Raw genomic sequence first — 13,351 nt, 5'->3', positions numbered from 1 at the left:
GCCCCGGAGCCGGTGTGGTGGACACTGTACCTTCTCGGATATGTTGCGGGCGGGTGGGAGCCGGCGTGGGCGGGCCTGACCGCGTTGCGGAACAAGGTTCTCGACGTGGATCTGCTGATGATCGTCGCCGCAATCGCCGCCGCCTCGATCGGGCAGGTGTTCGACGGCGCCCTCCTGATCGTCATCTTCGCGACCAGCGGCGCCCTTGAAGCCCTCGTCACTCAGCGCACCGCAGACTCCGTGAGCAGCCTTCTGTCGCTCACGCCGGAGCAGGCCACTCGTCTGATCCGCGTCGGGGCTCGTGAGGAGCTCGAGGATGTTCCGACATCCGCTCTGCAGGTCGGGGACCTGATCCTGGTGCGCCCCGGTGAACGCATCGGCGCGGACGGCGTCGTGGTCGACGGGATCAGCGAAGTCGACCAGGCGGCGATGACCGGGGAGTCCATGCCAGTCCGCCGCGGGGAGGGTCAGGATGTGCTCTCCGGGACCGTGAACGGCACCGGCGCTCTCACCGTCCGGGTCACCCGCCCCGCCAGCGAGTCCGTCATCGCCCGGGTCGTGGCGATGGTGTCCGAGGCCTCGGAGACGAAGTCGCAACGGCAGATGTTCATCGAGAAGGTCGAGCAACGGTACTCCCTCGGCGTGGTCGCCGCGACCCTGCTGGTGTTCTTCGTCCCTCTGGGGTTCGGTACCGACTTCCGCGAGGCGCTACTGCGCGCGATCACCTTCATGATCGTGGCGTCCCCGTGTGCGGTGGTCCTCTCCACGATGCCGCCGCTGCTCGCCTCGATCGCGAACGCGGGACGACACGGCGTGCTGGTCAAATCCGCGACCGTGATGGAACGCCTCGGCCGCACCTCCCTGGTCGCATTCGATAAGACCGGAACGCTCACCCACGGCGCCCCCGTCGTGAGAGACGTCACCGCACGGCCCGGGCAGACCCGCCAGTCGGTGCTGGCGTTGGCGGCCGCTGTCGAGCAGCACAGCGAGCATCCGATCGGGCGAGCCGTCGTCCGCGCCGTCCCGGAGGGCAGCGCCCCTGCCGCGAACTTCCGGGCGATCCCTGGCCACGGGGTCGAAGGGGTCGTCGACGGGCGCTTGGTCCGAGTCGTGCAGACGGCTGATGAATCGGGCACGGTCGGCACGATCGTGGACGTCCTGGTCGATGGTGAACCTGTCGGAACGCTCACCCTCGATGACGCACTCCGCCCGGACGCGGCCTCCTCGGTCGCGCGAACCGAGACCCTCACAGCGTCGCCGGTGCACCTGCTCACCGGGGACAACGACCGCACCGCCGCCGACATCGCCGCACGTACCGGGATTCGTGTCGTCCACGCCCGCCTGCTCCCCGCTGATAAGGCCGAGGCGGTGAAACGACTCGAGGATGACGGCGCCACCGTGATGGTCGTCGGCGACGGGGTCAACGACGCCCCCGCATTGGCCGCGGCCAGTATCGGTGTCGCGATGGGTCGGCACGGCTCCGACCTCGCCCTGGACACCGCGGACGCGGTCATCATCCGCGACGAACTGTCCGCGGTGCCCGCGGTGATCAACCTGTCCCGCAAAACACACCGGTATGTCGTGGCGAACCTGATCATCGCCGCGACCTTCATCACCGTGCTGGTGACATGGGACCTGGTCGCCACATTGCCGTTGCCGCTCGCGGTGGCCGGCCATGAAGGGTCTACCGTCATCGTCGCCCTCAACGGGCTGCGCCTGCTCCGCAAAAGCGCCTGGACATGAGATCTCGCATGCGGGTGGAACTAGACCTCGGGGGCCGGCCATGACACCGAAACGTCCCGCCATGGCCGACGACGCGCACCCGTTCTGATCATGCCCACGCCACAGATTCCAGCCGCGCTCACACGGCCGGAAACCATGCACACGTGGCCGGAAAATCCGCGCTCAAACGGCCGACTTCCACTTGACAAAACACAATCGTCAAGCGCGGGCGGCTCATCGCGTCACCTCCGAGGTGGTTGCGGCGATGCAGGCGGCGTGGCGGGTGGCGGATCACAGACCAGGTGCGCCGCGTACTCCCGGGACACCGGAACCACCCGTAGGTGACACTCGTGAACCGGGCAAAGCACTGGTCAGAGGGTCATTCAGTAGGGGATTTAGATGGGTATTAGATGGCCGGATCAAATCTCGCCAACGAGAAATCGCGGAAACCCTTGAGTTTCCGCGATTTTTTGGTGGGCTGTTGGCGCAACCTGCTATGGTGCCTGTCGCACCCGGAAAGCAACTACAGCTTTCCTGTTCCGCTCGAGATATTTTCCTGCTACCAGCCCACGAGCAATCGCAAAGCTCACCGATGAACCGCCGGAACAGGGCCGGTACTCTCTCAGTGTGCAGATCGACATCGAGGGCCGCCGGCGTTCCGCCGAACGATCACGGCCATTCAGAAGCGCGCGTCGAAGGTCTCCTTCCTGCCCGCGGCCAGCGAGGTCGTCGTCGGCGTGCTGGAGTGCAGGGTCGCCAACGAGTCCTTCCACCCCGAGTCGCGCTCGTCCGGCGTCGGCGCGAGCGTCGGAACATTCGGTGTCCGAGTTGGAGGCGGATTTGGACAGTCCACCAGCGAACGCATCCGCGACGGGCTCCGCACCGACGATGTCGGCGAGCTCGTCATCACCACCACTCGCATGGTCTTCATCGGCGACAAGAACACCGTCGAGATGCCCTACAAGCGCATCGTCGAACTGGCACCGGCACGCAGCGGACTTCGAGTCAGCGTCGCTGGCCGCGCGGCGCCGATGACGCTCGCCTGCAAGAAAGGCGACTACGCTCTCGCCGCGGCTTCCATCGCCTCCGCGCTCCGCGATAATGCCGGCGGATAGCTCACGTGCTGCTGACCGCGAGATCTCTCACGCCCTGCGTCATCTGATCATGGCATGATGCCGAGGAGAAAACGGAGGCGGAGATGGGTGACAGTAGATCGGAGTGGACTCGAGTCGAGTGCCCGGCCTGCCCGGAGGACTTCGCTAACTCACCCATCACCATGTCGCAACACCCGCAGCGAGCGGGTACGACCCATGACTAGACGTCAGCCGAAACGAACCAGCCAGAGAACTGGTACTCGAACATCTTTAAGCCAATGCCGGAAGCTTCTCGGAGCATCTCGATGAAGTATTCCTCAGCGACGTCCGATCCTGTCGCGCCGCCGGAGAACCAGAACCCTGCTTCACTGTGCTTGCCCGTATACCGCGGGTAGGACCGCTCAATCGAGCTGATCTGTTGGTCGCCGGGGACAACAGTGATGTGCATCGGACGCGGCTGTTTCAGAGGCGCAACTGCCGCATGGATCTGTATGACCACGCCCCCCGGCTCAGGAATGAGATAGATGTCCACGACCTTGTGCGCGAGAGAGGTGGGCCTTTGGCCGTCGTGGGGAGCATCCCACCGTTCCGAGCCGTCACCCAGCGGCGTGCGCTGAGCTCCCAGGAACCGTCCTCGCACTGACCAGTCGGCCTTGTCTGTGTCGAACTCGTAGAAGACGAGATCAGTCCATGGTTCCTGAGCTGCCCGAAAGCGGACTCTGACGTCGCCATCCTCGTCGTAGCTCCAGGCGATGCTCGCACGGTCCAGCGCCGCGCCGATCTCACTTGACGTTGTCCGCGTCAGATCCATAGTGCGTTCCTGCCCACCGTGTGCTTCGCCAGGCCCCGTGATGACAAAGATGCCTACAGTGCCGTCAGGGTTCGTGCGTGCGATACCAGGAAGCCCCACCACTGCCTGTGAGCCACTTTCATTCATCACGTGAACTACCTGCTCCCAGTGGGGTGATGTCGGGGTGGCATACCCAAGGATTACGCCGCCGAGCTCGCCGGGTTTGGAGCCGAGCGTGATCATGACGGTGTCATGGGTCATCACGTTCATGATGATGTGGTGTCCACTCGGCGAGCCATCGCCGAGTTGAATCCCGCGGGATCCATCCTCAAGCCGGAGTGCTCTGGACTCGTTGAAGGCTGCTTCGACCCCCGAATTGCTCGCGCCCTCGCCGCTGAGGGTGAGTACGAAACCGTTGTTGAGGTCCCCGAACCCAACGGATGTCGCCTTCTTCTTACGTCCCCACATCGCGATGCTCCCTGTGCTGGTCAGTGTCTTGATCGCGATCATAGTGAGTGCCAGCCAGCGACCATCACTCGATCCGTAAACCTCGCGCAGTGTCGACCGTCGGTCCACCAGTCCCCCCTTAGAACTCTGAGGCGGCCCCCTACGTGTCAGGGTTGAGTGAGTCCACCGGTTCATAGCAAGTCCGCCTCGTGGGGCGAGTTGAAGGATCACCAATCTGATGAGTTTGAGTTCCCCGGTCGCGGTCGTCGCGGCCGATGATGGAGTCGTGAGCGCACCCTCGATCCCGGACGGGCCGACGCGTCGGCGACGGCGTCAATGACGCCCCCGCCCTCGCGCAGGCCGACGTCGGGCTCGCCATCGGAGCGGGCACGGATGTGGCGATCGCCTCGGCTGGGGTCATCCTCGCCAGCGACGACCCCCGCTCTGTGCTCTCCGTGATCGAGCTGTCCCGTGCGGCGTATCGGAAGATGAAGCAGAACCTCTGGTGGGCCGCGGCCTACAACCTCATCTCCGTCCCCCTCGCCGCCGGCGTCCTCGCACCCATCGGGTTCATCCTGCCGATGTCGGTCGGCGCGATCCTAATGTCGCTGTCCACGATCGTCGTCGCCCTCAACGCCCAGCTGCTGCGACGCCTCGACCTCAGGCCGGAGACCACGACCCGGACCATCCTCGACCGATGACCATGACGAACCCGGAGGACGTGATGGCCGACGCCATTGAACCCGCAACGGCCTGCGACCACGGTGAACACGGCTACAGCAGCGACAACGTCCGCTACCTCGCCCCCCTTATTCGTGAGGTCCTCCCTGACCTCTTCGCAAGACCCTAACAACTCGCATTCTGTTCGCCAACCGGTGAGGACTGGCGTGAGGACTACTTCATCTCGCCGTTCTGATCGGCGTGCTCTTCCGCACGGAGTCTCTCACGATCGTCCTTTAGACCATCGCGCACACCCTTGCGGACGGCACCGTAGACGGCGTAAGCCAACACCCCAATGGTGACGGCGGTCAGGGCGAGCAATGACAAGGGGTCCATAGGCTCTCCTCCAAGTTTCGGTTCACTGTACGCCGTCGGCCGTCGCGGGCTGAGGCTCGTAGTCATGTCGTTCGGCCTCGTGGGCGGGCGTCACCAGAAGGCCGAAATGAACGCACAAGAGGCTGCAACTGTTGAGAGACAGAGGCGTTTGGTCGCGCCGCATCCGATACCCCGCCCGGACGGGTGACGGTCCGTCTGTATGCGGACGGATCTCGGGCATTCTCTTCGATGGAGGTCCCTGTCGAGCAGGCCAACGCCGATGATCAGATCAGCCCATATTCGATCCAAGGAGGCAGCTACTCATCCGCCGCCCCGCCGCGACGAATGCAGAGCACCACCATGCTGCGGACATCGCACCCATCGGCACGTCGCGGTCGGAGACGGCTCGTGGACGAAGCAGCTGACATCTGCTCGCCGATCGTCTCTCATCCTGGTCTCATGATCGGGGTTCTAACGTCACTGTCATGAGAGATTCAGCGATCGTCCTGACGCGGCTCAGCCGCAGGTTCGGGGCCACACCCGCGGTCACCGATGTGAGTGTCGAGATCCCGGCGGGCGAGATCTTCGGCCTGCTCGGCCACAACGGGGCGGGCAAGACGACGACGGTCAACATGCTGACCACCCTGCTTCCGCCGACGTCGGGAGACGCGGTGGTCGGAGGGAAGAGCATCATCGCGGATGCTGCGGCGGTGCGCAGTCTGATCGGCTATCTGCCGGAGAACGTGCAGTTCTACGACAATCTGACGCTGGTGGAGAATCTGCAGTTCTTCGGTCGACTGTCGGGGTTGCGCCGCCCGGATGCACGGATCGCGGATGTTCTGCGGTTCCTGGACTTCACGGGGCACGACAGCCAACGGCTGGGCACGTTCAGCAAGGGTATGCGTCAGCGGGTAGGGATCGCACAGGCGATCCTGCACGCCCCGGCCGTTCTCTTTCTGGACGAGCCGACGTCTGGCCTGGACCCGGAGGGCGTCCGAACCCTGCGCGAGACGATCGTGCGACTGAACAAGGAACTCGGGCTGACAGTGTTCATGAACACGCATCTGCTCTCAGAGGTCACCCGCACGTGCACCAGCATCGGCATCCTCAATCAAGGACGCCTGGTGCACCATGACACGGTCGCGAGCACTCTGGCGGCGTATCCCGAAGAGCAGTCGTTGGAGGAGATCTTCTTCCAGCTGGAGCGGGCCGGGACACCGTGAACGGCTTCTGGACGAGCGCCCGGCATGAGGTGCTCAGCATCACCCGCGCACGCATCGCACTATTGCTACTGATGGTGTTCGTCGGCATGGTGTCCGTGTCTGCGATTATCGGATGGATCACCACGCGTACCGTCACCTCCGTGTATGAGGGCATCCTCGCGGCGGGTCTGACCGCCGCGCCCAACCCGTTCACTGACGTGGCCCCGCTGTACTACGCACGTAACTCGGCGATCTACGTTGTCTTGATCGGGTGCCTCATGGCGATCGTCCTCGGCGCGCAGGCCACGCTCCGCGACCGCAAGCAGGGCACCTCCATCCTGGTGCTCACCCGCCCTCTCGCCGTCCAGGCGCGTCTGCTCGGGCAGCTGGCCGGGATCGGGCTGGTCCTTGCCACGGTGTCACTGGTGAGCACCCTGATCAGCTGGGTCTCGATCGCGATCATCACCGGACCCCCCCTCGGCGGGGACCTCACCGCCCGGCTGGTGGGCTTCGCGGGCACGTCATGGTTGCTGCTGATGGTCTTCGCGATCATCGGGATGATCTCCGGCCTGTTCGCCCGCCGCGAGAGCACCGCCTTCCTTGTGCCGTTCGTGGTGTGGAGCGGAATCACATTCGTGCTGCCCCAGTTGGGCTCCGCCGCCCGGCCTGTGGCACTGCTGAACCCCGTGCCGGCTGTTCCCGTCGCGGGGGACTCGTTCTCGGTCCTGTCCGCGTTGACCGGCCCGCTCGCGATCACTGAACAGTTCAAGACGACCGCGAGCGTGCTGCTCCAGAACGACCTGGTGGTCGGCAGCGCCGGGGCCGGTGTCCTCGTCCTGGCGATATTCCTGCTCGCGGGCCTGATCGCGATCACCGTGATCCCTCGACGAAAGATCCGGAGTGCCCTTCATGACTGACATCGCCACGGTGGCCCGCAAAGAGATCCTGGAACTGCGCCGCGACCGCCTTTTCCTCATCCTGATCGGCTTCCTCGCCGTCGTCACCGTGATCTCGGTCGCGGTGGGCGCCGCCGACTTCCGGGCGCAGCTGGACGCCTACACCCTGTACGTCGCAGACGTCACTGCCAGCGGCTCCGGTGTGACGCCCGCCGCCCCGCAGCTGTTCCCCCTGCAACTACTGCGAGGTGGGATGGAGTACCTCGAGATCCTCGGGGCGCTGTTCGCGATCGTGTTGGGTTACGCCACCATTGCGAAAGAGAAGCATCGCGGGACGTTGCCGCTGCTGCTCAGCCGCCCCGTGCAGCGCTTCGCGCTGGCCGGCGGCAAGATCGCAGCCCTTGCGACGATATGGGGACTGGTCGTGCTGGGCCTGGCGATCGTCTCCGCCATCGCGGTCACCACCATCGGCGGGGGAACCCTGACCGGAACCGACCTGGCCCGGCTCGCAGTCAGTTGCGGCTTCGCCTGGTTGTACCTGGTGTTCTGGTCGGCCATCGCGATCGCTGTCACTGTGCTCACTAGGCAGCTCAGCGCCGGACTGATCATCAGCCTGCTGGTCTGGCTGACCTTCGTGCTGCTCATACCCCAGATCGGCGACACGATGGACCCGGACAATCAGGTCCCGGGCGGGCTGTTCGCCGCGTTGCAGATTCAGAAACCGGATGAGCTGGCCGTGCTCGCCCAGTTCGCACGCTTCGACAGCATCCGCAACGGACTGGAAGTGTCCTCGGTTACCAAGCACTTCGAACGGATCGCGTTCGCGTTTCTGGGGATCAAGGGCCAGTACAACCAACAACCACTGCCCGTGGTGTGGATGGCGATGCTGCCCTACATCCTCACGCTCACCGCCGCGACCGTCGCCTCCATCACTATCGCCAGCGCCGTCACCACCCGGCGCGCTCTGCAAAGGAAACAATCATGAACACCAAAAACCTGATCCCTTTCGTCGCCGCAATGGTCCTGACCGCCGGCGTCCTCACCGGCTGCCAAGCTGCCACCGGCACCGCCCTGGCGACCCCCGGTGCCTCTGCCAGCGCGACACCGGGCTCCAACTCCGTGCTGCCGGTCGCGTCCAACCCGATCAGCAACACCAGCACGGCACCAGGTCTGAGTATCGCCTCGGCGGCCGTGGAGGACCTCGTCGACCCGGCCACCGGGAAGGCGATGGATGACCGGCTGCAGATCACGTTGACCAACAGCACCAGCACACCCTTGACCAACGTCGAGATCTACTATCAGATGACCGATGTCACCACCCAACAGTCTGAGGGGTACTACATGGCACTTGATGACGTGACAATTCCTGCCCAGGACGAGACGACCGTGTACTTCGACAACGGCACCGAGCCCGGGCACTTCCCCGAGAACACCTTCAGCCTGTACCGCACGTCCACCAACCAGGTCGATTTCGTCATCCAGGCCAGCGCCGACGGCGTTCAGGTCGCTACCGCGAACGCATCGAAAGGGGCCGGTACCGGTGAACAGCCCGACTGACCGACGCCCCGGCCTGCGGCAGGCGGGTGCCCGGTGAGGATTCTCGTCGTCGAGGATGACGTCGCGCTCGGCGACGTCATCCGCCGCGCCCTCGCTGAGACCGGGTATGCCGTCACCATCGCCGGAACTGCTCCGGGCGGGATCGAAGCCTTCGAGATCGACACGTACGACCTGGTCGTCCTGGATCTGATGCTCCCCGGACTGCCGGACGGCGGCATGGGCGTATGCCGGCGCATCCGCGAGATCAACCACGACACGCCGGTGCTGATGCTGACCGCGCTGGACTCGATGCGCTCCAAGGTCGCGGGGCTGGACGCGGGCGCCGATGATTACATCGTCAAACCGTTCCACCTGGTCGAGTTGTTGGCCCGCACCCGGGCGCTGCTGCGCCGCGCGCCGCGCGCACAGCCGCCGGTGCTCACCGCCCAGGGCGTCACCCTGATTCCCTCCACACAGACGGCGATCCGCGATGGGCGTACCATCGACCTCACCCCCAAGGAGTATGCGGTCCTGGAGTACCTGATGCGCAACGCAGGTACGATCATCAGTTCCACCGAACTGATCGACCATGCCTGGGACAGCAACTACGAGGGGTTCAGCAACGTCGTGCAAACGTACATCCGCTACCTTCGCCAAAAGCTGTCCACGCCCGGTGAATCCGACATCATCGAGACTCGCCGGGGCGCCGGTTATCTGATCGCGGCAGACGAATGATCTTCCGCCGTGCGACGATCCGCCTCACCGTTGCGTACACGGTCATCCAGCTGGCGATCTTCGCGATCTTCGCGATCGGCGTGTACACGTTCGTCACCGGAACGTTCGATTTCGACGCCGCCGAGAGCGATGGCGAAGGCGCAGTTAATACCGCGGAGCAAGGATTCGCGTTGCTGCGCACCGCGCTGATCGTGTTCTATGCCTGCCTCCTCGTCGTCATCCCGCTGTTCAGCTGGCTGATGGCACGTTCGGCGCTGAAACCGATCCGGGTCAGCTTCGAACGACAACAGCAGTTCGTCGATGGTGCTTCCCACGAGATGCGCACCCCGCTCAGCGTCATCCAGGGGGAACTCGAACTGGCTCTGAGTCGCTCCCGTACACCCGCCGAGTATCAGGAAGCGATCACTGTCGCACTTACGGCCACGGGTGGGCTCATCCGGCTTACCGAGGACCTGCTGAAACTGTCCCGCACGAGCAAGGCGGAACTCTCCGACAGCTTCACCCTGATCGATCTGAATGAGATCCTTCCGGAGCTGGTCGTCGCTGCTGCGGGCCGCCGCGACGATGTTCACATCGCCCTCCACACTGGGCCCCCGCTACCGGTGCGCGGATCAGCCGAACTCCTCTCGCGCGCGATCGGGAACGTCCTCGACAACGCAGTGAAGTTCAGCGGCCCCGGCGGCGCTGTCACCCTCAGTACCACCCGCGGCGACGGGGGTGCAGCCGTGATCCGGATTGACGACGACGGTATCGGAATGACTCCCGCAGAACTCGTCCATGCTTTCGACCGGTTCTGGCGTGCCGAAACATCACGAACCACCCCGGGGCACGGATTGGGGTTGGCGTTGACAAAGCAGATCATGCAGGCCCATGACGGCTCCATCGCTCTCGAATCCTGGCCCGGGCGCGGCAGCACGCTCACCTTCAAAATACCGACCGCCACGCGCTGACCGCGAACGGATGGTCCACCGACAGAGCCAACGGGCGACGGTCCGGAGGCAATTCTGGCGCTCTCACGTTCATCTCATCGCCTTCTTCTTAGCCTGTATTCACAGTCGAGAACTCACTCGACCTTCAACGAAAGACAGTCCGCAACCGCCACTGCGGCGGTGAACGACACCGCGAAGGAGAACAGCATGAAGACAACAGCCAAGCGGGCGATCGCCACCGGCGCACTCGTCACCGCACTCGCCCTGGGCGGCACCGGAGTGGCCGTCGCCACTACCGGCGCGGCAAGCGCCCCGGCAAATACCACCAACAGCGAGCAGGACCCCGGCTACGTCGGAACCATCCCCGCTCCAAACGACGGCACAGCCGACACCGAGGAAGCCGACGGCGCCAAGGGCGCCGAAGGCGCAGAAGCTGCGGAAGGGACGGAAGGCGCAGAAGGGGCGGATGACTCCGCTGCCGAAGCTGCACAGTCGACCGCCCTGGAAAGCCTCGCGAAAGTCACGCCAGAGGAGGCCACTGCGGTCGCACTGAAGGCGGTCTCCGGGACGGCCGCCGCCGCACAGCTCGAGAACGAGAACGGGTTCGTCGTCTACGGCATCGAGGTCACCACCGCCGACGGCACCGTCATCGATGTCAAGATCGATGCCGGCGACGGAACAGTTCTCGCACAAGACACCGCAGACTCGGAGACCTCGGACTGATTGCGTCGCCTGCGACCGTGAGGGTCTGCGCCCGGCATTTGCGCCGGCGCAGACCCTCGAGTCGTTGACGCCGCCCGGCTGCATCTGGTCTGCGATCGCGCGGCACCTCCGTGACGTCGTCATGTGATGGAGCGGCAGGACAGTGTTGCCAGAGAGCCGCCGTACCCGGTATACGATTGCCGATCCGGGAAGGTTGTCGGCCGGAGGTCGGAGGTTGGTCTGCGGGAGCCTCGCCGCAGGCTCTTGGCCGATCGTGAGAACGTGTCACAGGATTAAGGCCCTTATCGATTGGAGCCCGGCATGATTCGAGCCGAAAAGCCTGATCACGGAGATCCCGGTGAGATCGCACACGATAGCCGGATCTCTCCACGGCGGAGTAACTCAGTGTGGCGTCGCCTCGCCCATGGTGTGCGCACGGTCAGCGAACGACTCGGACCGAACGGTGCATTGATCCTAATCCTGGCGTTTGGGCTGATTCTCGTTCTCGTGCTTAGCGTCGCTGCCGCCCAGGTGTACGACAACATCACCGACGCAGATGGGGTAGCCGGTCTCGACCGCCCCCTGCTCGACTTCGTTCTTTCCCTCCGATCGCCATTTCTCGACGTGATCCTCACCGGATACACCCATATCGCCGGTCCCGTTGGCATGCCCATCATCGCCATCGCTGCGATGGCGATTCTCTCGATCCATCGCCGATCCTGGACGCCAGTGATCCTGATCGTCGCCAGCGGCGGCGGGTCGCTCCTCATGACGGTCGTAGGAAAACAACTGTTCGGACGCGACCGGCCTCCTCTCGCCGATGCGGTGCCCCCGTATGAACACTCGGCATCCTTCCCGAGCGGGCACACATTGAACGCGGTGACAGTCATAGGGGTGATCGCCTACCTGCTCATCCTGCGTCAGACGACCTTCCGGGCCAAGACCGTCACGATCGCCACCGCCGCACTCTTCGCCTTCACCACAGGCATCGATCGGATCTACCTCGGACACCACTGGGCAACCGACGTCCTCGGTGCCTGGATGCTCGGCGCTGCCTGGCTCGCTCTGGTCATCACCGCACACCAGCTCTACCTCACCGCTCGCGTCCTGCACGAGCAGCAAGATCCCGACGGGTCTCGTCCAAGCCCCTCCCTGGTTCGAGGCGCGCATCGGACGCAGCGGAGAAGGTGACGCCGACGGCACGATCGAAAAAACCACTGAGGACATCGCCCGCCTCATCGGCTCCAAACGGTCTCACATGCGATCTCGAGGCTCGTTCATCGTCTTCACGGACAGGATTCTCCACGTGCAACCGCTCGCGTTGCCTGGCGATAAGGCCACAGCCGGTTGAGGGACTCAGCTGACTACGGACCCTCGCGAAGGCCGAGGATCTTCAGCGCGGCTGCGCCGGTGTCTTCAGGTAGTCGAATGTGCCCGGTGCATTCTGTGTGTCGCTCAGGCGATAGATCACGCCCTCGTGATCGATAACGGGCTTGGGCATGCCGTCCGGCTGAAACGGGCACAGAACGGGCTGCCCCGCATCGGTGGGTGTCGGTCCATCGTGCAATACCGCAACGTACGTCTTGATGGTCATCCTTCGACGGTACCCCGTCGATCCAACGAAAATGCTATTATCTACGCATGAATGCAGATAGTAAGGTTTGTGGTCGGATGCCCGAGAGCGACTTCGTCGAGCTGGCGGTTGAGATCTTCGGGATGCTTGCCGATGCGACGCGCGTGCGGTTGATTCTGGCGTTGCGTGAGGCCGGGGAGCTCTCCGTGAACGACCTGGCGGAGATGGTGGATAAGGCCCCGCCGTCGGTGTCGCAGCATCTTGCCAAGCTCCGGCTGGCGCGTATCGTCTCGACCCGGCAGGACGGGACCCGGGTGTTTTACCGGCTGGAGAATGAGCACGCGTCGCAGCTGGTCCGAGATGCGATCTTCCAGGCCGAGCACTCCCTGGGCGGCACCCCCCGCCACCACCACCCGGAGGCGGCCACGGTAGAAACCGCCTCCGCAGAACCGCGCCTTCAGAGCGCGGACGTATGAGCATCCTCACCGAACCGGGGCTGCGCCCTGGGGGCCGGGCACTGCCGAAGCCACCATCGATCTTCGTCACCGGGGCACGTTTGCCCGAGGTGCGGTGGGCGGCTCTTGCTCTGTTGCTGTTTCTGATCGCGTGGCCGCTGCAGGTGGCCGGTGCCCCGGAGCCGGTGTGGTGGACACTGTACCTTCTCGGATATGTTGCGGGCGGGTGGGAGCC

15 protein-coding genes and 2 pseudogenes are annotated in these 13,351 nt (G+C 64.5%); 14 read left to right on the top strand and 3 right to left on the bottom strand.

Annotated elements, in window-relative coordinates; genetic code table 11:
* Positions 1 to 1,743 (top strand): heavy metal translocating P-type ATPase (locus J1M43_RS00130; RefSeq protein ID WP_206475285.1); only part of this gene is annotated, 1,743 nt, incomplete at its 5' end.
* A gap of 716 nt (positions 1,744 to 2,459) precedes the next feature.
* Positions 2,460 to 2,837 (top strand): hypothetical protein, encoded by a 378-nt coding sequence (locus tag J1M43_RS00125; RefSeq protein ID WP_206475284.1) that lies wholly within the window; start codon positions 2,460 to 2,462, stop codon positions 2,835 to 2,837.
* Positions 2,838 to 3,036: 199 nt separating this feature from the next.
* On the opposite strand, the gene J1M43_RS00120 is transcribed toward J1M43_RS00125, so the two are convergent.
* Positions 3,037 to 4,182, bottom strand: a complete 1,146-nt coding sequence (locus tag J1M43_RS00120) for a hypothetical protein (RefSeq protein WP_206475283.1) — start codon at positions 4,180 to 4,182, stop codon at positions 3,037 to 3,039.
* A gap of 191 nt (positions 4,183 to 4,373) precedes the next feature.
* Here J1M43_RS00120 and J1M43_RS00115 point away from each other — a divergent pair.
* Positions 4,374 to 4,754, top strand: a pseudogene (locus tag J1M43_RS00115) (HAD-IC family P-type ATPase); the annotation flags it as partial.
* Entirely contained in the window at positions 4,751 to 4,903 is a 153-nt protein-coding gene (locus J1M43_RS00110; protein WP_206475282.1) for a hypothetical protein, read from the top strand. The pseudogene J1M43_RS00115 and the gene J1M43_RS00110, both read left to right, overlap by 4 nt.
* A gap of 44 nt (positions 4,904 to 4,947) precedes the next feature.
* On the opposite strand, the gene J1M43_RS00105 is transcribed toward J1M43_RS00110, so the two are convergent.
* Positions 4,948 to 5,109, bottom strand: a complete 162-nt coding sequence (locus tag J1M43_RS00105) for a hypothetical protein (protein WP_185740470.1) — start codon at positions 5,107 to 5,109, stop codon at positions 4,948 to 4,950.
* A gap of 464 nt (positions 5,110 to 5,573) precedes the next feature.
* Here J1M43_RS00105 and J1M43_RS00100 point away from each other — a divergent pair, with 464 nt between their 5' ends.
* From J1M43_RS00100 to J1M43_RS16580, 8 genes are all read left to right on the top strand, one after another.
* Positions 5,574 to 6,311, top strand: coding sequence for an ABC transporter ATP-binding protein (locus J1M43_RS00100; protein ID WP_036296862.1), 738 nt, complete (start codon positions 5,574 to 5,576; stop codon positions 6,309 to 6,311).
* Positions 6,308 to 7,207 (top strand): ABC transporter permease, encoded by a 900-nt coding sequence (locus J1M43_RS00095; protein ID WP_206475281.1) that lies wholly within the window; start codon positions 6,308 to 6,310, stop codon positions 7,205 to 7,207. Before J1M43_RS00100 ends, J1M43_RS00095 begins: the two co-directional genes overlap by 4 nt.
* Positions 7,200 to 8,171 carry an ABC transporter permease gene (locus tag J1M43_RS00090; RefSeq protein ID WP_141880422.1) on the top strand — a complete coding sequence of 324 codons (972 nt, stop codon included), beginning with the start codon at positions 7,200 to 7,202 and terminating at the stop codon, positions 8,169 to 8,171. Before J1M43_RS00095 ends, J1M43_RS00090 begins: the two co-directional genes overlap by 8 nt.
* A complete protein-coding gene (locus J1M43_RS00085) occupies positions 8,168 to 8,743 on the top strand; it encodes a hypothetical protein (protein ID WP_141880423.1) in 576 nt (191 codons plus the stop codon). Before J1M43_RS00090 ends, J1M43_RS00085 begins: the two co-directional genes overlap by 4 nt.
* Positions 8,744 to 8,776: 33 nt before the next feature.
* A complete protein-coding gene (locus J1M43_RS17035; protein WP_206475280.1) occupies positions 8,777 to 9,457 on the top strand; it encodes a response regulator transcription factor in 681 nt (226 codons plus the stop codon).
* 80 nt (positions 9,458 to 9,537) lie between these two features.
* A complete protein-coding gene (locus J1M43_RS00075; RefSeq protein ID WP_206475279.1) occupies positions 9,538 to 10,407 on the top strand; it encodes a cell wall metabolism sensor histidine kinase WalK in 870 nt (289 codons plus the stop codon).
* A gap of 186 nt (positions 10,408 to 10,593) precedes the next feature.
* Positions 10,594 to 11,109 carry a PepSY domain-containing protein gene (locus J1M43_RS00070; RefSeq protein ID WP_141880424.1) on the top strand — a complete coding sequence of 172 codons (516 nt, stop codon included), beginning with the start codon at positions 10,594 to 10,596 and terminating at the stop codon, positions 11,107 to 11,109.
* 486 nt (positions 11,110 to 11,595) lie between these two features.
* A complete protein-coding gene (locus J1M43_RS16580) occupies positions 11,596 to 12,279 on the top strand; it encodes a phosphatase PAP2 family protein (RefSeq protein ID WP_307823182.1) in 684 nt (227 codons plus the stop codon).
* A gap of 202 nt (positions 12,280 to 12,481) precedes the next feature.
* Here J1M43_RS16580 and J1M43_RS00060 read toward each other — a convergent pair whose 3' ends face one another.
* Entirely contained in the window at positions 12,482 to 12,682 is a 201-nt protein-coding gene (locus J1M43_RS00060) for a hypothetical protein (RefSeq protein ID WP_036299925.1), read from the bottom strand.
* A 47-nt stretch (positions 12,683 to 12,729) separates the two neighbouring features.
* On the opposite strand from J1M43_RS00060, the gene J1M43_RS00055 reads away from it, so the two are divergent.
* Entirely contained in the window at positions 12,730 to 13,137 is a 408-nt protein-coding gene (locus J1M43_RS00055; protein WP_051513712.1) for a metalloregulator ArsR/SmtB family transcription factor, read from the top strand.
* Positions 13,134 to 13,351, top strand: a pseudogene (locus tag J1M43_RS00050) (heavy metal translocating P-type ATPase); the annotation flags it as partial. The gene J1M43_RS00055 and the pseudogene J1M43_RS00050, both read left to right, overlap by 4 nt.

The organism is Microbacterium sp. KRD172, assembly GCF_017168295.1.
GTDB classification, from domain to species: Bacteria; Actinomycetota; Actinomycetes; order Actinomycetales; family Microbacteriaceae; genus Microbacterium; species Microbacterium profundi.
The sequence above is the reverse complement of the archived record's forward strand: the minus strand, read 5'-3'. Positions and strand labels throughout refer to the sequence as shown.